The sequence below is a fragment of the Cupriavidus necator genome (genome assembly GCF_013141915.1).
GTDB classification, from domain to species: Bacteria; Pseudomonadota; Gammaproteobacteria; order Burkholderiales; family Burkholderiaceae; genus Cupriavidus; species Cupriavidus necator_B.
Window position 1 is genome coordinate 26,605 of record NZ_SROX01000011.1, and the last position, 17,754, is coordinate 44,358.

The 17,754-nt window shown below is 66.7% G+C and carries 18 protein-coding genes and 2 tRNA genes; 7 read left to right on the forward strand and 13 right to left on the reverse strand.

Features of this window, described 5'->3' with window-relative positions; genetic code table 11:
• Positions 1 to 164: 164 nt before the first annotated feature.
• Together E5S69_RS19700 and E5S69_RS19705 are read left to right on the forward strand one after the other, a co-directional pair.
• Positions 165 to 1,604, forward strand: a complete 1,440-nt coding sequence (locus E5S69_RS19700) for a PLP-dependent aminotransferase family protein (RefSeq protein WP_171516321.1) — start codon at positions 165 to 167, stop codon at positions 1,602 to 1,604.
• Positions 1,605 to 1,773: 169 nt separating this feature from the next.
• Positions 1,774 to 3,285: a sensor domain-containing diguanylate cyclase gene (locus E5S69_RS19705; protein ID WP_236901385.1), complete on the forward strand. Its 1,512-nt coding sequence runs from the start codon at positions 1,774 to 1,776 to the stop codon at positions 3,283 to 3,285.
• Between the two features lie 23 nt (positions 3,286 to 3,308).
• Here the strand turns inward: E5S69_RS19705 and E5S69_RS19710 are convergent, their stop codons facing one another.
• The 5 genes from E5S69_RS19710 to E5S69_RS19730 all read right to left on the reverse strand — a co-directional run bounded on the left by E5S69_RS19710 (position 3,309) and on the right by E5S69_RS19730 (position 7,047).
• A complete protein-coding gene (locus tag E5S69_RS19710) occupies positions 3,309 to 3,566 on the reverse strand; it encodes a putative hemolysin (protein ID WP_171516323.1) in 258 nt (85 codons plus the stop codon).
• A 66-nt stretch (positions 3,567 to 3,632) separates the two neighbouring features.
• Entirely contained in the window at positions 3,633 to 4,535 is a 903-nt protein-coding gene (gene lpxO / locus E5S69_RS19715; protein ID WP_115706358.1) for a lipid A hydroxylase LpxO, read from the reverse strand.
• Between the two features lie 151 nt (positions 4,536 to 4,686).
• On the reverse strand, positions 4,687 to 4,998 hold the full coding sequence (locus tag E5S69_RS19720; protein WP_116308830.1) for a hypothetical protein: 312 nt from the start codon (positions 4,996 to 4,998) through the stop codon (positions 4,687 to 4,689).
• A 27-nt stretch (positions 4,999 to 5,025) separates the two neighbouring features.
• On the reverse strand, positions 5,026 to 6,438 hold the full coding sequence (locus tag E5S69_RS19725; RefSeq protein WP_423766656.1) for a DUF2252 domain-containing protein: 1,413 nt from the start codon (positions 6,436 to 6,438) through the stop codon (positions 5,026 to 5,028).
• 165 nt (positions 6,439 to 6,603) lie between these two features.
• Complete coding sequence (locus E5S69_RS19730) at positions 6,604 to 7,047, reverse strand: carboxymuconolactone decarboxylase family protein (RefSeq protein WP_171516324.1); 444 nt, start codon at positions 7,045 to 7,047, stop codon at positions 6,604 to 6,606.
• 151 nt (positions 7,048 to 7,198) lie between these two features.
• On the opposite strand from E5S69_RS19730, the gene E5S69_RS19735 reads away from it, so the two are divergent.
• Both E5S69_RS19735 and E5S69_RS19740 read left to right on the forward strand, forming a co-directional pair.
• On the forward strand, positions 7,199 to 8,647 hold the full coding sequence (locus E5S69_RS19735) for a PLP-dependent aminotransferase family protein (RefSeq protein ID WP_171516325.1): 1,449 nt from the start codon (positions 7,199 to 7,201) through the stop codon (positions 8,645 to 8,647).
• A gap of 154 nt (positions 8,648 to 8,801) precedes the next feature.
• Positions 8,802 to 9,110, forward strand: a complete 309-nt coding sequence (locus E5S69_RS19740) for a hypothetical protein (protein ID WP_116355978.1) — start codon at positions 8,802 to 8,804, stop codon at positions 9,108 to 9,110.
• A 57-nt stretch (positions 9,111 to 9,167) separates the two neighbouring features.
• On the opposite strand, the gene E5S69_RS19745 is transcribed toward E5S69_RS19740, so the two are convergent.
• The gene (locus E5S69_RS19745; protein ID WP_171516326.1) at positions 9,168 to 9,851 is read right to left on the reverse strand and encodes a Fe2+-dependent dioxygenase; all 684 of its coding nucleotides are present in this window, start codon (positions 9,849 to 9,851) and stop codon (positions 9,168 to 9,170) included.
• 150 nt (positions 9,852 to 10,001) lie between these two features.
• On the opposite strand from E5S69_RS19745, the gene E5S69_RS19750 reads away from it, so the two are divergent.
• Positions 10,002 to 10,283, forward strand: coding sequence for a hypothetical protein (locus tag E5S69_RS19750; protein ID WP_171516327.1), 282 nt, complete (start codon positions 10,002 to 10,004; stop codon positions 10,281 to 10,283).
• A gap of 146 nt (positions 10,284 to 10,429) precedes the next feature.
• Here E5S69_RS19750 and E5S69_RS19755 read toward each other — a convergent pair.
• From E5S69_RS19755 to E5S69_RS19765, 3 genes are all read right to left on the reverse strand, one after another.
• Positions 10,430 to 10,505 (reverse strand) — tRNA-Met (locus E5S69_RS19755).
• A gap of 171 nt (positions 10,506 to 10,676) precedes the next feature.
• A complete protein-coding gene (locus E5S69_RS19760) occupies positions 10,677 to 10,937 on the reverse strand; it encodes a hypothetical protein (RefSeq protein ID WP_115679772.1) in 261 nt (86 codons plus the stop codon).
• 147 nt (positions 10,938 to 11,084) lie between these two features.
• Positions 11,085 to 11,161 (reverse strand) — tRNA-Arg (locus tag E5S69_RS19765).
• Between the two features lie 157 nt (positions 11,162 to 11,318).
• Here E5S69_RS19765 and greB point away from each other — a divergent pair.
• Positions 11,319 to 11,882 (forward strand): transcription elongation factor GreB, encoded by a 564-nt coding sequence (gene greB, locus E5S69_RS19770; protein WP_171516328.1) that lies wholly within the window; start codon positions 11,319 to 11,321, stop codon positions 11,880 to 11,882.
• Positions 11,883 to 11,892: 10 nt separating this feature from the next.
• Here the strand turns inward: greB and E5S69_RS19775 are convergent, their stop codons facing one another.
• The 4 genes from E5S69_RS19775 to E5S69_RS19790 all read right to left on the reverse strand — a co-directional run bounded on the left by E5S69_RS19775 (position 11,893) and on the right by E5S69_RS19790 (position 16,438).
• On the reverse strand, positions 11,893 to 14,307 hold the full coding sequence (locus E5S69_RS19775; RefSeq protein WP_171516329.1) for a RelA/SpoT family protein: 2,415 nt from the start codon (positions 14,305 to 14,307) through the stop codon (positions 11,893 to 11,895).
• Positions 14,308 to 14,512: 205 nt separating this feature from the next.
• Positions 14,513 to 14,716, reverse strand: coding sequence for a DNA-directed RNA polymerase subunit omega (gene rpoZ, locus E5S69_RS19780; RefSeq protein ID WP_006578656.1), 204 nt, complete (start codon positions 14,714 to 14,716; stop codon positions 14,513 to 14,515).
• Positions 14,717 to 14,821: 105 nt separating this feature from the next.
• Entirely contained in the window at positions 14,822 to 15,484 is a 663-nt protein-coding gene (gene gmk / locus E5S69_RS19785) for a guanylate kinase (RefSeq protein ID WP_171516330.1), read from the reverse strand.
• Between the two features lie 18 nt (positions 15,485 to 15,502).
• A complete protein-coding gene (locus tag E5S69_RS19790) occupies positions 15,503 to 16,438 on the reverse strand; it encodes a YicC/YloC family endoribonuclease (RefSeq protein WP_171516331.1) in 936 nt (311 codons plus the stop codon).
• A 213-nt stretch (positions 16,439 to 16,651) separates the two neighbouring features.
• On the opposite strand from E5S69_RS19790, the gene E5S69_RS19795 reads away from it, so the two are divergent.
• Complete coding sequence (locus E5S69_RS19795) at positions 16,652 to 17,704, forward strand: serine/threonine protein kinase (protein WP_171516332.1); 1,053 nt, start codon at positions 16,652 to 16,654, stop codon at positions 17,702 to 17,704.
• Positions 17,705 to 17,754 lie beyond the last annotated feature (50 nt).

Sequence of the window (17,754 nt, forward strand, 5' to 3'; positions counted from 1 at the left end):
GTAGCAGACACAGGACTCCAGCCTATCGACCGGCTGCGGCGCGCGGCAGGCACACGGCCGCGCCGCCTCGACCGGAACAGCGACGACGATTCTTCGCCTGTTACGATACAGAGCCCCCGCCTCTGTATCTGTACCGATGCGGCCTGCCGCGCCACGATGCCGCCATGGATACCACCGCCCCGCTCTATCGCCAGCTTGCCGGCCATTACCGCCGTGCCATCGACGCCGGCACGCTCGCCGCCGGCGACCGCATGCCGTCGGTGCGCGCGCTGATGGCGCTGCACGGCGTAAGCCTGTCGACGGCGCTGCAGGCCTGCCGGCAACTGGAAAGCGACGGCCTGCTCGAAGCGCGGCCGCGTTCGGGCTATTTCGTTGCCGCGCCGCGGCGCACACCGCTTGCAGCGCTGTCGGAGCCCACCGCCGCGCTGCCTGATCCGGCCCAGTACGTCGGCATCCACCAGCGCATTTCCGGGCTGCTCGCGCGCAGCCAGCACGAGCAGGTGCACACCAACCTGGGCGGCGCCTACTGCGCGCCATCGCTCTATCCCACCGAGGCCCTGCGCGGCGCCGCGACACGCGCGCTGCGCCGGCATCCGCAACTGTTCGGCGAAGGCGTCGACCCCGATGGCTATCAGCCGCTGCGTGCCGCAATCGCCCGGCAGGCGCTGCACAACCGCGTGCAGCTGGCCCCGGAAGAGATCGTCATCACCAACGGCTGCACCGAGGCGCTGAACCTGGCGCTGCGCGCGGTGGCCGGGCCGGGCGATGTGATCGCGGTGGAGTCTCCCACCTACTACGGCCTGCTGCAGATCCTGGAAAGCCTGGGCATGCGCGCGCTGGAGATTCCGTGCAGTCCGCAGACCGGCATCTCGCTCGAGGCGCTGGAACTGGCCGCGCAGCACTACGACAACATCCGCGCGGTCGCGGTGGTGCCGAACCTGCAAAACCCGCTCGGCTGCATCATGCCCGATGCGCACAAGGCGCGGCTGGTGCAATGGTGCGAGGCGCGCGGCATCGCGCTGATCGAGGACGACTGCTTCTCGGCGACCGCCGACAGCGATGCGCCGCCGGCCGCGGCCAAGGCCTGGGATGGCAGCGGCAACGTGATCCACTGCGCCTCGTTGCACAAGGTGCTGGCACCCGGCATGCGGCTGGGATGGATCGCCGCGGGCAAATGGCAGGCGCGCGTCGAGATGCTCAAGTTCGGCCTGTCGCGGCCCAACGAGATGCTGTCGCAGATGGCCGCCGCCGAGTTCCTGGCATCGGGTGCGCATGACCGCCACCTGCGCCGGCTGCGCACCCGGCTGCGCGCGCAGCGCGAATGGTTCTCGCAGGCCATCGCCGCCAGCTTTCCCGCCGGCACGCGGCTGGGCGCGCCGCGCGGCGGCATGCACCTGTGGGTGGAACTGCCGGCGCAGGTCTCGTCCGAGGTGGTGTTCGACCAGGCGCTGCAGGCCGGCATCCGCGTGATGCCGGGCGTGATGTTCTCCAACGCCGGGCGCTTCGACCACTGCCTGCGCATCAACTGCGGCAACCCGCGCTCCGCGCAGATCGAGCATGCGCTCGGCACGCTCGCCGCGATCGTGCAGCGGCTGGCGGGATAGTCGCCGCGATGGCCAGCGCCAGGCCCGGCGCCGATTTGCAACAGCCCTCCCTTTTTGCCGGCGCCTCGCCTATCCTAGTGCGCTGGTTGTGCAGGCGGCTGCCCGGCTGGTCCCCGGGGGCTTGGATCGATCACGGGCGCCATGCACCACGAAAACAAGAATAAGGAGAATGGCCTTGAGCAGTGCATCCGCGGCACCGTCCGTCGGCAAGGGTACCGGCGGCCCTGCCGGCAATAGCCACGACGACTACCAAACCCTGTTCCAGCTGGCGCCGGTCTCGCTATGGCTGGAAGACTTCAGCGCCGTGCGCGAGTATTTCTTGCAGCTGCGCCAGCAAGGCATCACCGATTTGCGCGCCTTCCTGCGCGCCGACCCGCAGCAGGTGGCACAGTGTTCCGCGCTCATCCGCGTGATTGCGGTGAACCGGCGCACGCTGGAACTGTTCCGCGCCGCCGACCTCGATGACCTGGTGGCCAACCTCGACACCGTCTTTCGCGACGACATGTTCGAGCAGCATGTCGAAGAACTCGGCCAGTTGTGGGATGGCGCCAACGGTTTTTCCAGCCAGACCGTCAACTACGCGCTCGACGGCGCGCGGCTCGACATCCAGCTCGAGGCCACGGTGATGCCAGGCCACGAACAGACCTGGGAGCGCGTGCTGCTGTCGATCAAGGACATCACCCCGCGCCTGCGCACCGAGCGCGAGCTGCGCCGCAGCGAGCAGTACGCGCTGGGCTTGTTCGAGCATTCGCCGGTGTCGCTGTGGGTCGAGGACTTCAGCGCGGTCAAGGTGCTGATCGACGAGGTCCGCGCCGCCGGCATCACCGACTTCCGCACTTTCCTCAACGTCCATCCTGACTTTGTCTCGCGGTGCATGCAGGAGATCCGCGTGCTCGACGTCAACCAGCAGACTCTGCTGATGTTCGGCGCGGACAGCAAGGCCGCGTTGCTGTCCCGGCTCGGCGATGTGTTTCGCGACGACATGCGCATCCACTTTGCCGAGCAGCTGATCGACCTGTGGCATGGCAGGCTGTGGCAGCAGCGCGAAGTCATCAACTACGCGCTCGAAGGCCGCGCCGTCGACGTGTTCATGCAGTGGTCGGTGTTTCCCGGGCGGGAAGCCGACTGGGACCAGGTGCTGGTGTCGCTGACCGATATCACGGCGCGCAAGAAGGCCGAGGCCTATGTCGAATTCCTCGGCAAGCATGACGTGCTGACCAAGCTCTACAATCGCGCCTACTATGAGGACGAACTGGCGCGGCTGGGCCGCAAGGGGCCGTGGCCGGTCAGCGTGGTGGCGGTCGACCTGAACGGGCTCAAGATCGTCAACGACCAGTTCGGCCACGCCGACGGCGACGGCCTGCTGCGCCGCACCGGCGAGGTGCTGAAGAAAGCCGTGGGCGAGCAGGCCTGCGTGGCGCGCACCGGCGGGGACGAGTTCATGGTGCTGCTGCCGGGGCGCGACGAGCGCGGCGCCGCCACCGTGGTCGAGCAGATCGGCAAGGTGGTCGAACTGAACAACCAGTTCTACCCCGGCACGCGGCTAAGCTTCTCCATCGGCCACGCCACCTGCCAGCAGGGCGAGCGCCTGGGCGACATCGTCAAGCTGGCCGACAGCCGCATGTACCAGGCCAAGCGCGACCACTACGCCGCGCTCGCCAACGAACGCCGACGCGACTGAGCCGGGCGCTTCAGGACAACGCCTCAGCCTGGCGCGCACTCGCCGCGCATCAGCGCCCATTCTTCGCACTGCTTGCCTGACGGGAAGGTGCAGATGCCGGTCTGGCCCGCCGGCGTCGACACGATCTGCAGCTTGCCGCCGCGCTGGGCGCAGTTGACCGAGGCGGGATTAGCCATGCCGATCGCGGCGCCCGAGCTTGCGGGGCGGTCGGCAGGCGTGGTGGTGCAGGCGGCAGCCGCAAGGCTGCAGGCCAGCCCCAGTGCGATGGTGCAAAAGCGCATCGGTATCTCCGGCACGACGCAGGTCCGTAAAACAACAGAGCCGGCTGGCGCCGGCTCTGTTGCTGCTTAAAGATAGACGATCAATCCCACGCCCAGCACGATCAGGCCGAACTTCGCCACGTAATAGAGCTGGCGGTTCCAGGCCTTGAAACGGCGGCGATACTGCCCCCCCAGCCAGACAAAGCGGAACAGGCGGTTGATCATGCCGGTCTGGTCATGCTCGTCGTTGGGCGAGCTGGCCGCGGTCATGACCTTGCGGCCCATCCAGTGGTTGAATTTCGCGGCCCAGCCGTAGCGCATCGGACGCTCGATATCGCAGAACAGGATCAGCCGGTTGGCGTCGCTGCGGTTCTCGGCCCAGTGCAGGTAGGTTTCGTCGAACACCACGCCCTCGCCGTCGCGCCAGCTGTGGCGCTCGCCGTCGACTTCGATAAAGCAGCGGTCGTCGTTCGGCGTGGCCAGGCCCAGGTGATAGCGCAGCGAGCCGGCAAACGGGTCGCGGTGCGGATTGAGCTTGCCGCCCGGCGGCAGCTCGGCGAACATCGCCGCCTTGACCGTGGGCAGCTCGCGCAGCAGCGCCACGGTCTTGGGGCACAGCTGCTCGGCCGACGGGTGTTGGGCCTCGTACCACTTCAGGTAGAAGCGCTTCCAGCCGTACTTGAAAAAGGAATTGAAGCCCGCGTCGTCGTTCTTGTCGGCGGCCTTGATCTTGCGCATCGCCGCCAGTGCCAGCCCTTCATCGCGGATCTCCGGCCACGCGGCGCGCAGCTTTTCCAGGTCAGGGAAGCTGTCGACCGGGATGTACGGGGTGCGCGGCACGCCCGAGAACGCGTACATGAAGCAATTGATCGGGGCCACCAGGGCCGAGTGGTCCAGCAGCTGGCGCCACAGGCGCAGGCGCACCTTGCCGCGGAAGTGCACATACAGGATGGCACCGAGGTAGCCCGCGACGATTATCCACTTGATCACCGAAAATCCTCCTGGTCAGCCGCCTCGGCAGCATGGCGCACCGCGGCCCGGCTGGGCGAAAACCGATATTTTAGCGAAACGGCCGGGGCACCGCAGCTTGTGCCAGATACGGCACATGGCGGCCCTACCCGTCCTGCCGGGCAGACACGCTTCAGGCGCCGCCGCGCGACTGGCGGGCGATGCGCTCGATCAGTGCGCGGGCATCGTCGGGCTGGCCCTGCAGCGTCAGCAGGCGCGCGTTGAGAACCAGGTTCTCCAGCACCAGCTTGGCAGTCGAGGCCCACATCGTGGCCAGCAGCGCCTCGACCGGCAGGCCGGACGCTTCCAGCTCGCTGGAGCGCTCCGCGATAAGGCGGCAGGCCAGCCGGCGCAGCGCGGCGTCGTCGAACGGCAGGTCGGCGTAGTCGATCGGATCTTCCTTCTCGACTTCGGTCATCAGTTGCAGCAGGGTGTCTTCGGTCATGGGCAGACTCCTGGCGAGCCAAGTCAACTACACGCGGAAATCCGCGGCCATGTCGGCATCGGTGCGCGCGTCCACCCGCCCCGCGCGGCAGGCCGCGACAAACTGGTCGTAGTCGCGTTCCACCTGGTCGGCATAGCCGTTGGCATAGCCTACCATCACCTCGGCCATGCGGTCGCTGCGGCCCAGGTACCCGCTGACTTCGGCGGCCAGGCCGCTGGCCTTGGCGTGGGCCCGTGCCAGGACCCAGCCGCACAGCGCGGCGTAGCGGCCGAGCAGGTCGGCGTCCATCAGTTCAATCTGTGCCGACAGCTTCATGTCGCGCAACTGGCGCAGATAAAAGTGCCGCCCGCGCGGGCCCTGGGTCCAGCCCAGGAACAGGTCGCTCGCCGCCTGCATCAGGCGCTGGCCCTCGACCACGCGGCGGCCCTCATGCGCGCTCGGCGCGCTCTTGCAGTAGCGCGCCACCACCGAGCGGGTCGCCTCTTTCACCTGCAAGAACAGCGGCTTGTCATGCTGGTCCACCAGCAGCTGGATCAGGCAGCGGGTGCCGACGCTACCGACCCCAACCACCTTGAAGGCCTGGTCATGGCGGGTGAAGTGCTCCAGCAGCCGGCGCCGGTCCGGCGCCAGCGTCGACAGGTAAGCCTTGAAGGCCTGCGCCATCGCCTGTTCCGGATCGGCCACGGTCATCCAGTCATCCCCCGGCTCGAACAGGGTCTGCTTGCCGTGCACGTGGAACACCGCAGGCGGCGCATCCAGGATCCGCCAGCGCCCGTCGACGCGCTCGGCAAGCTTGGGCAGCAGCGACTCATGGGTGCGGTCGGCGGCGCGCTCCATGCCGCGCCGGATCCGTTTCCGGACCTCGGGCGAGGTTTCTTCCTCGATCAGCCGTTCAAACGTGATGCGGTCATACCAGGTGTCGAGCATGCCCATCCCGGCGTAGCCGGCCATGCGCCGCTGATAGCTGCCGACGGCAGCGTGCACCACGTCTTCCGCCACGCCGGCGCCATGCCGCAGATGGCGCACCGCGACCACGAAGCTGGCGCACAGGCGCTTGAGATCCCATTCCCACGGGCCGGGGCTGGTTTCGTCGAAATCGTTGAGATCGAACAGCAGCGCGCGCTCCGGCGTGGCGAAGCCGCCGAAGTTGGCCAGGTGGCAGTCGCCGCAGATCTGCAAGGTGAGCCCGGAATCAGGCGTGCCGGCCAGGTCGTGCGCCTGGAGGATGGCGCTGCCGCGGAAGAAGGCAAAGGGGGATTGAATCATCCTGCCGTAGCGCAGCGGTACCAGCCGCGGCACCCGGCCCTCGCTGCTGGCTTGCAGCAGCGCGACCGGATCGCGGTCGACCTTGCCGATGGCCTCGTGCGCGCCGCGCGGCACCTGCTGGCGCCGCGCCTTGCCACGCTCGCGCCGGGCCTCGACCGGCATGGCATCGACCATCACGGCCGCTGCCGAGGGACTTTCCTGACGTATCGCCACAACGCCTCCCATGCCGGCGCCGCCGGCCGTTGCCCGATGTGCTGTCGCTGCAACAGAACCTAATGCAGCGCGCGGCGGCTTGTCAATCGACAAGCCGCCGCGCGGCAGGCTGGCGTGTGCGGGACCTTAAAGCGCCGGAGGCTGGCGGCGGAAGCCGACCCCGAAGCGGTTCCACGCGTTGATGGCCGAGATCAGCAGCGTCAGATCAACCATTTCCTTTTCCGAGAACTGCTCGCGCAGGGCCTGGTAGTCCGCGTCCGGTGCCTGGCTTTGCGGCAGCAGCGTCAGCGCCTCGGTCCACGCCAGCGCGGCGCGCTCGCGCGGGGTGAACCAGCTCACTTCGCGCCACGCCGGCAGCAGGTTCAGCCGGCGCTCGCTTTCGCCATGCTTGCGCGCGTCGGTCACGTGCATGTCCAGGCAGAAGGCACAGCCGTTGAGCTGCGAGGCGCGGATCTTGACCAGTTCCTTCAGCGTGGTCTCCAGCGAGCAGCGCGCCAGGTAGATCTCGACGCCGACCAGCGCCTTGTAGGCGTCAGGGGCTACGTCTTGCCAGTTCATCCGTTCTTCCATGATCGATCTCCGTAGACAGGTTGGGTTCAGGCTGGATTCAGCGGGCGCCGGTGCGGGCCCGACGGAATGAAAGATAGACGGCCGGATTGGCCCCGTACACTGCCAATTTCCGGCAAACTTAGTAGACCAATCGCAATCGACGCCACCCCCCATGGAACTGCACCTGGCCCTGGACCACGCCGGCGACCTGACCGCGCAGATCGTCCACCACATCCGCGACGCCATCCAGGGCGGCCGGCTCGAGGCCGGCGCGCGCATGCCGCCGTCGCGCCTGCTCGGCGCACAACTGGGCGTGGCGCGCAAGACCGTGACCACGGCCTATGAGCGGCTGGTGGCGGAAGGCTGGCTTCACGCACGCGTCGGCGACGGCACCTATGTCGCACCAGGCCTGGCGCGGCCGGCGGTGCGTATCGCGGCGGCGCCGGTGCTGCCCCCGGCGGTGCAGCGCTGGCTGGCCGTGCCGACACCGTTCCTGGGCCCGCCGGGCGGCGCACGCTATGCCTTCCAGCCGGGCCAGGCCGATACCACCCGCTTTCCGCATGAAGCCTGGTCGCGCTGCGTGCGCGCGGCGCTCGCGGCCGAGCGCGAGCGCGCCCCCGGTCCGGCCGATCCGGCCGGCGAGATGCCGCTGCGCCAGGCGATTGCCCGCCATATCGCCTTTACCCGCGGCGTGCAGAGCGCGCCTACCGACATCCTTGTCACCAGCGGCGCACAGCAAGGCATCGACCTGCTTGCGCGCCTGCTGCTTGGACCGGGCGCGGTGGTGGCAATGGAAGATCCCGGCTATCCGATGGCGCGCGCCTTGTTCCAGGGAATGGGTGCCCGGGTGATCCCGGTGCCCGTCGATGAGGAAGGACTGGTGGTGGCCGCGCTGCCCAACGACGCCACGCTGGTCTATGTCACGCCCTCGCACCAGTCGCCGCTGGGCGTGCCGATGAGCCTGGCGCGGCGCCAGGCCTTGCTGGACTGGGCCGCGCGCCGTCATGCGGTGATCCTGGAAGACGATTACGACAGCGAGTTCCGCTACGGCGGCCAGGCGCTGGACGCGCTGCAGACGCTGGACCGGCACGGCCGGGTGGTCTACCTGGGCACGTTCTCCAAGACCCTGGCGGCCAATCTGCGCGGCGGCTATGTGGTGGTGCCGCCTTGGCTGATGCCGGCGGCGCGCAAGGTCAAGCACCTGATGGACTGGCACACGCCGACGCTGCTGCAGCAGGCGCTGGCGCGCTTCCTGTCCGAAGGCCACCTGCTGCGCCATATCCGGCGCTCGCATGCGCGCCATGCCCGGCGCCGCGCACGCTTGCTGGCGCGGTTGCAGGGCGACCTGTCGCCGTGGCTGGAACCGCTGCCGGCCATAGCGGGCTTCCACCTGGCAGCGCGGCTGCGCATGCCGGTGGCCACCGAGGCGCTGGTTTCCATGGCGCGGCTGGCGGACCTGGATCTGGCCACCCTAGACCCTTGCTACGCCACACCGCCACAGACCTGCGCGGGCCTGCTGCTAGGCTTCGGCGCCATCGACCTGCTTGACATCGATCCGGCCCTCGACCGGCTGGCAATGGTACTCTCGGCGTTAGTCCCCGAACCGGCGCGCGTGGCGTGACGCCGCCGCCACGCTGGCGGGGCTTGCACGTCTCAGGGTACATACCGAATGCCCGGCAGCGATCGTGCAGTCATACTTGCGTCCGAAAATTCCCGTTGAACGAAGCGGACGGACGCCAGTCTCATTGGCACTTCCACACACCAGAGTCGCGTTCATGACCAAGCGTTTGTTGTCCGCCATGCGTCAGTACGCATGGTTTGCAGGGGTGAAGCACCATGTGGTGCAGGGCGTCGAGGCCCTGGCCGAGCTGCTCAAGTCCCCTTCCGCCGCGGCGCGCGCCGTCGCGGCCATCGTTGCTGAAACCGAGCAAGGCGTGCAGGTCTGGGTCTCGTACTTCGGCAAGCCGCTGGACCCGCACACCAACTATGTGCTGTGGCCGAACCGGGCACTGCGTCCGGCGCGACGGCGCATCCAGCCGTCTCCCATCGAGTTGCTGCAAAGCCAGCGGCGGCGCAACGAATAGTCGCGCCTGCATCGTGGCTGACGCAATGCCGCGCGCCCCGGTGAGTGCCGGCAGCGCTCAGGCGTCGGCCCAGCGCCGCAGCAGGTTGTGATAGACGCCGGTCAGGCCGATCACCGATTCGTGCGCCTGGCCGAGTTCCTGCCCCACCTGGCGGATGCGGCCATCCAGCTCGAACAGCATGGCACGCTGGCCGTCGTCACGGACCATGCTCTGGATCCAGAAAAACGACGACACCCGCGCCCCGCGCGTGACCGGTGTCACGTGGTGGATGCTGGTGGCCGGGTATAGCACCATGTGCCCGGCAGGCAGTTTCACGCGCTGCTGCCCGTAGGTGTCCTCGACCACCAGTTCGCCGCCGTCGTAGTCCTCCGGTTCGGTCAGGAACAGCGTTGCCGACAGGTCGCTGCGGATGCGGAAGCTGGTGCCGCGCAGATAGCGGATCGCGTTGTCGACATGGTTCGCAAAGGTATGCCCACCCTCATAGCGGTTGAACAGCGGCGGATAGACCTTCAGCGGCAGCGCCGCCGAAAAAAACAGGGCATGGTTTCCCAATGCGTCCTGGATCAGGTCGCCCACCTGCCGTGCCGCGGGCGAGCCTTCGGGCAGTTGCAGGTTGCGCTTGGCCAGCGCCGACTGGTAGCCCGAGGTTTCGTTGCCGTCAGCCCAAGGCGCCGCGTCGATGAGTTCGCGCGCTTGCGCGACCTGGGCCTTGGTCAGTACGTCGGGGATCTGCAGCATCATGATGGCTTCTACGTCGGGGATAAATCAGCAGGCGCTCATTGTATGAGAAGCCGGCGGAGATCCAGAACAAGAATCATTATTGTTTGATCCCGAGCAGGCGGCGGCTTCACTACAATGGTTGGTGTATGCCGCCATCGACAAGGAGAAGACATGTCCGAACCGCTACACGACGAAGCGCTGGTCAATCTCTACCTGGAACGCATCTCGGCCCTTTCGGTCAGCGCCTTCGACGGCGCCGACGTCAGCGGCGAACTCGATGCGGTGATGCGCGAAGCCGTGACCAAATGCCAGGCCGCCGGCGGACCGCAGGCACAGGGAACGCTGACGGTGCTGGCCGCGCGGCTGCGCGATCGCGCCGAGGCGGCCGAACGCGAAGACCAGCCGCTGGTGCGCGACACCTTCAGGCTTGCGGCGCAACGCTTGCCGGCCTGACGTTCAGAGCCGCAGGTCCAAGCGCAAACCGGCCGCATTGGCAGCGAAGCACTGCAGTCGAAATACTGAGGGGACTTGGCCGATTGGCCTTGAGAACAACGCCCTGAAGGATTACGTCGATGCCGCGAAGGGCTGGCGCGAGGCGTTGGTTGCGGGGGCAGGACTTGAACCTGCGACCTTCGGGTTATGAGCCCGACGAGCTGCCAACTGCTCCACCCCGCGTCTGAAGGAGATGGATTATGGGCGATTCAATGGCCCATGGCAAGCATTATTTATGCCGTTGCATGAAATCGTTCATCGCTGGCCGCAAACCAATACATCATGACGTGATATAAACCGCCGGGCGCGTCGGGCTGGATTGGCGCAATGAAGTGGCGCGATGAACTGGCGCGTTTACTCGGCAGGGCCTAGCAGGCGATCGACCAGCGCATAGCCGGCACCGAAGGCAGCCACTTCGGCGGCGTGGCGCGTGGCAAACTGCTGCGGACCGCTGGCGAGCAGTTCGGTGTCGCCCGCATCCGCGGGATCCGCGCCTTCCTGCGACACGCGGACCTCATAGCCCCAGCGGCCAATGCTGCCCGGCCCCTGCGGCGACACCAGGACGTAGACGTCCATGCCACGATATGCCTCGACACGCCAGTCTGCGTTGTCCATGCGCCCGCCTCCGGGATCAATGATGTGTCTTCGAGACTAGGAGGCGCCACGCACGACCGCAAGGTGCAACACGGCGAGACGGGCGCGGGCTGGAACGGAAATGAAAAAGGGCTTCCGTTTCCGGAAGCCCTTTTCTTACTGCATAGGTGGCGCGGCTGGCAGGATTCGAACCCACGACCCCTTGGTTCGTAGCCAAGTACTCTATCCAACTGAGCTACAGCCGCACGCGAGAAAAAGATTATAACCCAGTTTTTGTTTTTGTGAAGCCCTCTGGCAACTTTTTTGCGATCTTTATTGGGACGGGTCTCGCGCGGCCGTGCCGCACGGCAGCCTGGCAGTGGGCTTTTCCTATAATGGCAGACTGAAGAAGTGATCCCGACCATGAACAAGGCATTTGTGAAAGAGTCCTCGGGCGACGAGGACGACGATCTTCCCGAAGGCGCGGCGCCGCTGCCTCCCGGCACCAAGAACTACATCACGGCTGAAGGCTATGCGCGCCTGCGCGACGAGTTGATGCACCTGATCGACGTCGAACGGCCTGACATCGTGCAGATCGTCTCGTGGGCGGCGTCCAATGGCGACCGCTCGGAGAATGGCGACTATCTCTATGGCAAGAAGCGCCTGCGCGAGATCGACCGCCGCATCCGCTTCCTGACGCGCCGCCTGGACAAGGCCGAAGTGGTCGACCCATCGCTGCAGGGCGACAACGACCAGATCTTCTTCGGTGCCACCGTCACCTATGCGCATGCCTCGGGCGAAGAGACCACCATTACCATCGTCGGCATGGATGAAGTCGACCTGGACCAGAACCACGTCAGCTGGATCTCGCCGATCGCCAAGGCGCTGATCAAGGCGCGCGAAGGCGATACCGTGCCGTTGCGCACGCCGGCCGGCGTCGAGCAGATCGATATTCTCGAAGTCCGCTACCCGCCAAAAAAACCATGACCAGGCGGGCCTAACCGTCGTTGCGGTCGCGGAAGATGCGGATGACGTCGGGGTTGCGGCGCAGCCCGCGCATCACGTTGGCCAGGTGCAGGCGGTTCTGCACCTGGATGATGAACTGCATGTAGGTGGCTTCCTGGTGGCCGGCGTCCTGCTGCTCCATCGCCACGTGGGCGACGTTGGCATCGGCGGCGGTCAGATCCGCCGCCACGCGCGCGACGATACCCTTGACGTTGCGCACCATCACCTTGATCGACACATCGAAGGCGCGCGTGGTCTTCTTGGCCCACATCACGTCGATCCAGTGCTCCGGATCCTTGCTGTGCAGGCGCTTGGCCACCTTGCAATCCTGCACGTGAATCTGCAGCCCTTCACCCTTGCCGAGGTAACCGACGATCGAATCGCCCGGGATCGGGCGGCAGCACGCCGAGAAGATAATCGACATGCCCTCGTCGCCGGTGATCGGCACCGCGGGCGCTTCCTCGCCGGCAAAGGTCTGCACCGCTGCCAGCAGCGCGCTGTCGACATCGCCGGACAGCTCCTGCAGCAGGATCTCCATGCGCTTGGCCACCACCGCCGGCACGCGCCGGCCCAGCGCCAGGTCGGCGAAGATATCTTCGCGATGCTTGTTGCCGGTCCACTGGATCATGCGGTCCCACACCGACTGCGGCACCGCTTTCAGCTCGATGCCGAGCTGGCGCGCCGATTGTTCCAGCAGGCGCTCGCCGAGCTGGATGGCCTCGTCCAGCTTGGTGGTCTTCAGGTAGTGGCGGATCGCCGCGCGCGCCTTGCCGGTGCGCACAAACGACAGCCAGGCGGGGTTCGGCTTGGAATACGGCGCCGTCACCACTTCGACGATATCGCCGCTCTTGAGCTCGGTGCGCAGCGGCAGCATCTCGTTGTTGATCTTGACCGCGACGCACTGGTTGCCCAGGTCGCTGTGCACCGCGTAGGCGAAGTCCAGCGCGGTGGCGCCGCGCGGCAGCGCGCGGATATGGCCCTTGGGCGTGAACACGTAGACCGCATCCGGGAACAGGTCGATCTTGACGTGCTCGAGGAATTCCTGCGAATCGCCGGTCTGGCTCTGGATATCGAGCAGCGACTGCAGCCACTGGTGCGCCTGCTGCTGGATATCGTTGGCGTGGTCGGCCTGGTGCTTGTACATCCAGTGCGCGGCGACGCCCGCCTCGGCGATCTGGTGCATGTCCCGCGTGCGGATCTGGAACTCGACCGGCGTGCCGAACGGACCCACCAGCGTGGTGTGCAGCGACTGATAGCCGTTGATCTTGGGGATCGCGATGTAGTCCTTGAACTTGCCGGGCATCGGCTTGTACAGGCCGTGCAGGGCGCCCATCGCCATATAGCAGTGCATCTGCGTTTCCACCACCACGCGGAAACCGTACACGTCCAGCACCTGCGAGAACGACAGCTGCTTGTCGTGCATCTTGCGGTAGATGCTGTACAGGGTCTTCTCGCGGCCGGAAAGTTCAGCCACGATGCCAGCATCGGCCAGCCCCTTCTGCGCGGCTTCCAGGATGCGCTTGACCACTTCGCGCCGGTTGCCGCGCGCGGCCTTGACCGCTTTTTCCAGCGTGGCGTAGCGGAACGGCGAGCCCACCTTGAACGACAATTCCTGCAGCTCGCGGTAAATCGTGTTGAGACCGAGACGGTGCGCGATCGGCGCATAGATCTCCATGGTCTCGAGCGCGATGCGGCGGCGCTTTTCCGGCGGTACGAAGTCGAGCGTGCGCATGTTGTGCGTACGGTCGGCCAGCTTCACCAGGATCACGCGCACATCGCGCGCCATCGCCAGCAGCATCTTGCGGAAGCTTTCCGCTTGCGCCTGCTCGCGGCTCTGGAATTCGAGCTTGTCCAGTTTGGTCAGGCCATCGACCAGTTCGGCGACCTTGGGGCCGAATTTCTCGGCCAGCTCGCTCTTGGTAATGCCCTTGTCTTCCATCACGTCATGCAGCAGCGCCGCCATGATGGACTGCACGTCCAGCTTCCAGTCGGCGCACAGCTCGGCCACCGCCACCGGATGGGTGATGTAGGGCTCGCCGCTCTGGCGGTACTGGCCCAGGTGGGCCTCGTCGGAAAACTGGAAGGCCTCGCGCACGCGCGCCAGGTCGGGCGCCTTCAGGTACGCGAGCTTCTCCATCAGCCGGGTAATGGAGATGACCTGCTGGCGCGGCGGCACCGCCGGTTGCGAGGTCGGGCCGAAGAAGTGCCGGTATGACTGCGCCAGCACAGCATCGATAAACAGGCTGTCGGCTGCCGGCGGCGCCACTTGCTGCACCGCCGTCAGTTCATCGTGCAGGGCCGCGCCGCGGGCTTTCCCCGGCGCCAGCGCCGGCGCGACGGCGCGCTCGCCGACGACATCGTCGCCGAGCGGATCGGGAAGATTGGGAGCGCCGGTGCGCGCGTTCACGGAAGACTGGCCCGGAATGGTGCGCTTACGCGCCGCGGGCGGGGCCGCATCGCCAGGCGCCGGCACGACGGCAGTCGGCGACGGCTGGGACGGAGGCTTGGAGGGCGAGTGCGGCGATGGCATGGCGGCGGCCCGAGAAATCCGGCTGGAGAGCCTGGAACAGTGCTGGCACGATGCAAGGATGAGCCATGGGCCGCCTGGTCAATCAGGTCGGGACCTTTTTCAGCATCTCGATGCCGACCTGGCCCGACGCGATCTCGCGCAGTGCCACCACAGTCGGCTTGTCCTTCGCTTCGACCTTGGGCGTGTGGCCCTGCACCAGCTGGCGCGCACGGTACGTGGCCGCCAGCGCGAGCTCGAAACGATTCGGAATGTGTTTCAGACAATCTTCGACGGTAATACGCGCCATATCAAATCCACCTTGGGACAAAACCTTACGTTGGGTTGCCATTTTACAGCACGCGGCGGGAAACGCCGGCGGCGCCCCGCGCGGCTGCCATCGGCAGGCATCGTTTCAGTGGATGCCGAGCTCGATAAACAGCTCCGTATGCCGCGCCTTTTGCGAGGAAAAGCGCAGGCGCGTGGCGCTGATGACGTTGCGCAGCTGCTCCAGCGCATCGTCGAACACCTCGTTGATGATCACGTAATCCGACTCCGAGGCGTGGGCCATCTCGCTGCCCGCCGCCAGCAGTCGGCGCACGATCACGTTGGGCTCGTCCTGGCCGCGTTTTTTCAGGCGCTCTTCCAGCGCGGTCAGCGACGGCGGCAGGATGAAGATCTCCACCGCATTGGAAAAGCGCTGGTGCACCTGCTGCGCGCCCTGCCAGTCGATTTCCAGCAGCACGTCATTGCCTTGCGCCATCTGCTGCTCGATCCACACGCGCGAGGTCGCGTAGTAGTTGCCGTGCACCTCGGCCCATTCCAGGAAGTCGCCGCGGTCGCGCGCGGCGCGGAACCCGTCGACGGTGACGAAGTGGTACTCGCGGCCGTCCTCCTCGCCCGGACGCGGCGCACGCGTGGTATGCGAGATCGACAGGCGGATCGCCGGGTCCTGCGCCAGCAGCGCATTGACCAGGGTCGACTTGCCGGCGCCCGAGGGCGCCACCACCATGAAGAGGTTGCCGGGATAGACGGTGTCGATGGCCGTGTGGGGGGCCGACGGAGAAGTTTGGCTCATGATGATTCTGTGACAGTCTTACTCTAGATTCTGGACCTGCTCGCGCATCTGCTCGATCAGCAGCTTGAGCTCCATCGAGGCATCGGCCAGTTCCTTGGCGGCGGCCTTGGAGCCCAGCGTGTTGGCCTCGCGGTTGAGCTCCTGCATCATGAAGTCCAGGCGCTTGCCGACCTGGCCGCCCTTCTTCAGGATATGGCGCGTTTCGTTCAGGTGGGCCTGCAGCCGCGACAATTCTTCGGCGATATCGATGCGGATGCCGTAGACCGTAGCTTCCTGGCGGATGCGCTCGGCGATCTCGTCGCGGCTCATCGACGGCATGCCGTTGGGCGCGGCGAGGTTGAAGGCTTCCTGCAGGCGCTCGGTCAGCTTTTCCTGGTGATGCGCGATCAGTTGCGGGATGGTCGGGGTCAGGCGCTCGACGATCGCGAGCATGGCGTCGATGCGCTCCACCAGCGTCGCCTTGAGCGCGTCGCCCTCGCGGCGGCGCGCGTCCAGCAGATGATCCAGCGCCTCGCGCGCGGCGCCGAGCACGGCCTCGCGCAGGGCCTCCTGCGACAGCTCCGGCTCGACCAGCACGCCGGGCCAGCGCAGGATCTCGCCCATGCGCAGGGTGCCAGCGCCGCTGAAGGTGGCGGCCACGGTGGTTTCCAGCGCGCGGATCTGCGCCAGCAGTCCGTCGTTCAGCGCCAGCGTGGCGCCGCCCGCATCGGTGCGCTGCAGGTTGATGCGGCATTCCAGCTTGCCACGCGACAGCTCGGCCATCAGCATCTCGCGCAACGCCGGCTCGAACGCGCGGCACTCCTCGGGGGCCCGGAACAACAGGTCGAGGAAACGCGAATTGACAGTGCGGAATTCCACCGAAACGGACGCGGTGCGCCCGCTGGGCTCGCCCTGCGCGTTGGTCAATGGCGCCTGGCGCGTCGCCAGGCCATAGCCTGTCATGCTGTGGATCATTGGTTGTTCTCGTGATTGGCGCCGCGACACCCGCCCGCGGGCAGCGGCCTGCCGGCGGACGCCCGCCCCGCTGCCGCGCGGCGGAGCCGTGGGGGGCGCCCTCAAAACGTTGAAAGGCGGGCAAAAACGCCCGTATTTGTGTTCTTTACAAGTGACCGATTAGCCCGGACAATCCGGAGGCAAATCCGCGGGGGCAACTCCGGTCCTATTCCCATGACAGAGCCAAAGGGCACGCCCCAACCGAAGAGTGCACCGCTGCCCGTCGGCACGCTGCTGTCCAACTATCGTATTGTAAAGAAGTTGGCCAGCGGGGGGTTCAGTTTCGTCTACCTGGCCACCGACGAAACCGGTGCGCCGGTCGCCATCAAGGAGTACCTGCCATCGTCGCTGGCGCGCCGCAACCCGGGCGAACTGATCCCCGTGGTGCCCGAGGAAAACGCCGCCGCGTTCCGGCTGGGCCTGAAGTACTTCTTCGAAGAGGGCCGCTCGCTGGCGCGCATTTCCCATCCCAGCGTGGTGCGGGTGGTGAACTTCTTCCGCGAGAACGCCACCGTCTACATGGTGATGAACTACGAGCTGGGCAAGACGCTGCAGGAGCACGTGCTGGCGGCCCGGCAGCAGGGACGCGCCAAGGTGCTGCGCGAGCATTTCATCCGCAAGGTGTTCCACGACCTGATGAGCGGCCTGCGCGAAGTGCATATCCACAAGCTGCTGCACCTGGACATCAAGCCCGGCAACATCTACCTGCGCGAGGATGAGTCGCCGATCCTGCTGGATTTCGGCGCCGCGCGGCAGACCCTGACCATGGAAGCGGCACGCTTCCAGCCGATGTACACGCCCGGTTTTGCCGCGCCGGAACTGTACGGCAAGCACTCCGACCTGGGCCCATGGACCGACATCTACAGCCTGGGCGCGACGCTCTACGCCTGCATGGCCGGGCTGCCGCCGCAAGAGGCCAACCAGCGCGAGAAGGACGACCGCATGGGCGAGGCGCTGATGCGGCTGCGCAGCAGCTATACCCATGGCCTGGTCGACCTGGTCGAGTGGTGCCTGCGGCTGGCGCCTTCCGGCCGTCCGCAGAGCGTGTTCCGGCTGCAGAAGGAACTGCGCGAGCAGACCAACGCGCTCGGCGAACAGGCGCTGGCGCCGCCGACACAAGCGCCGGCTGCACCCGCCGCGCCGGCGGAAAAGACCGCGGCGACATCGCGCTTCCTGACGCTGCTGCGCCGGCGTGACGAGACCACCCCCGGCGCGGGCGCCGACTGAATCACAAACCTGGCCGCGATGTCGCGGCCAGGGCCACGAATTACCCGGAA

Bases quoted from the DNA above. Each gene is read 5' to 3' on its own strand.
- E5S69_RS19750 (WP_171516327.1), top strand. From the start codon at position 10,002: ATGTCCGAACCGCTACACGACGAAGCGCTGGTCAATCTCTACCTGGAA.
- E5S69_RS19730 (WP_171516324.1), bottom strand. From the start codon at position 7,047: ATGGAAGAACGGATGAACTGGCAAGACGTAGCCCCTGACGCCTACAAG.
- E5S69_RS19710 (WP_171516323.1), bottom strand. From the start codon at position 3,566: ATGCGCTTTTGCACCATCGCACTGGGGCTGGCCTGCAGCCTTGCGGCT.
- E5S69_RS19735 (WP_171516325.1), top strand. From the start codon at position 7,199: ATGGAACTGCACCTGGCCCTGGACCACGCCGGCGACCTGACCGCGCAG.
- gmk (WP_171516330.1), bottom strand. From the start codon at position 15,484: ATGAGCCAAACTTCTCCGTCGGCCCCCCACACGGCCATCGACACCGTC.
- E5S69_RS19705 (WP_236901385.1), top strand. From the start codon at position 1,774: ATGGCCTTGAGCAGTGCATCCGCGGCACCGTCCGTCGGCAAGGGTACC.
- greB (WP_171516328.1), top strand. From the start codon at position 11,319: ATGAACAAGGCATTTGTGAAAGAGTCCTCGGGCGACGAGGACGACGAT.
- E5S69_RS19740 (WP_116355978.1), top strand. From the start codon at position 8,802: ATGACCAAGCGTTTGTTGTCCGCCATGCGTCAGTACGCATGGTTTGCA.
- E5S69_RS19700 (WP_171516321.1), top strand. From the start codon at position 165: ATGGATACCACCGCCCCGCTCTATCGCCAGCTTGCCGGCCATTACCGC.
- E5S69_RS19725 (WP_423766656.1), bottom strand. From the start codon at position 6,438: ATGGTCGATGCCATGCCGGTCGAGGCCCGGCGCGAGCGTGGCAAGGCG.
- rpoZ (WP_006578656.1), bottom strand. From the start codon at position 14,716: ATGGCGCGTATTACCGTCGAAGATTGTCTGAAACACATTCCGAATCGT.
- E5S69_RS19720 (WP_116308830.1), bottom strand. From the start codon at position 4,998: ATGACCGAAGACACCCTGCTGCAACTGATGACCGAAGTCGAGAAGGAA.
- E5S69_RS19760 (WP_115679772.1), bottom strand. From the start codon at position 10,937: ATGGACAACGCAGACTGGCGTGTCGAGGCATATCGTGGCATGGACGTC.
- E5S69_RS19745 (WP_171516326.1), bottom strand. From the start codon at position 9,851: ATGATGCTGCAGATCCCCGACGTACTGACCAAGGCCCAGGTCGCGCAA.
- E5S69_RS19795 (WP_171516332.1), top strand. From the start codon at position 16,652: ATGACAGAGCCAAAGGGCACGCCCCAACCGAAGAGTGCACCGCTGCCC.
- E5S69_RS19790 (WP_171516331.1), bottom strand. From the start codon at position 16,438: ATGATCCACAGCATGACAGGCTATGGCCTGGCGACGCGCCAGGCGCCA.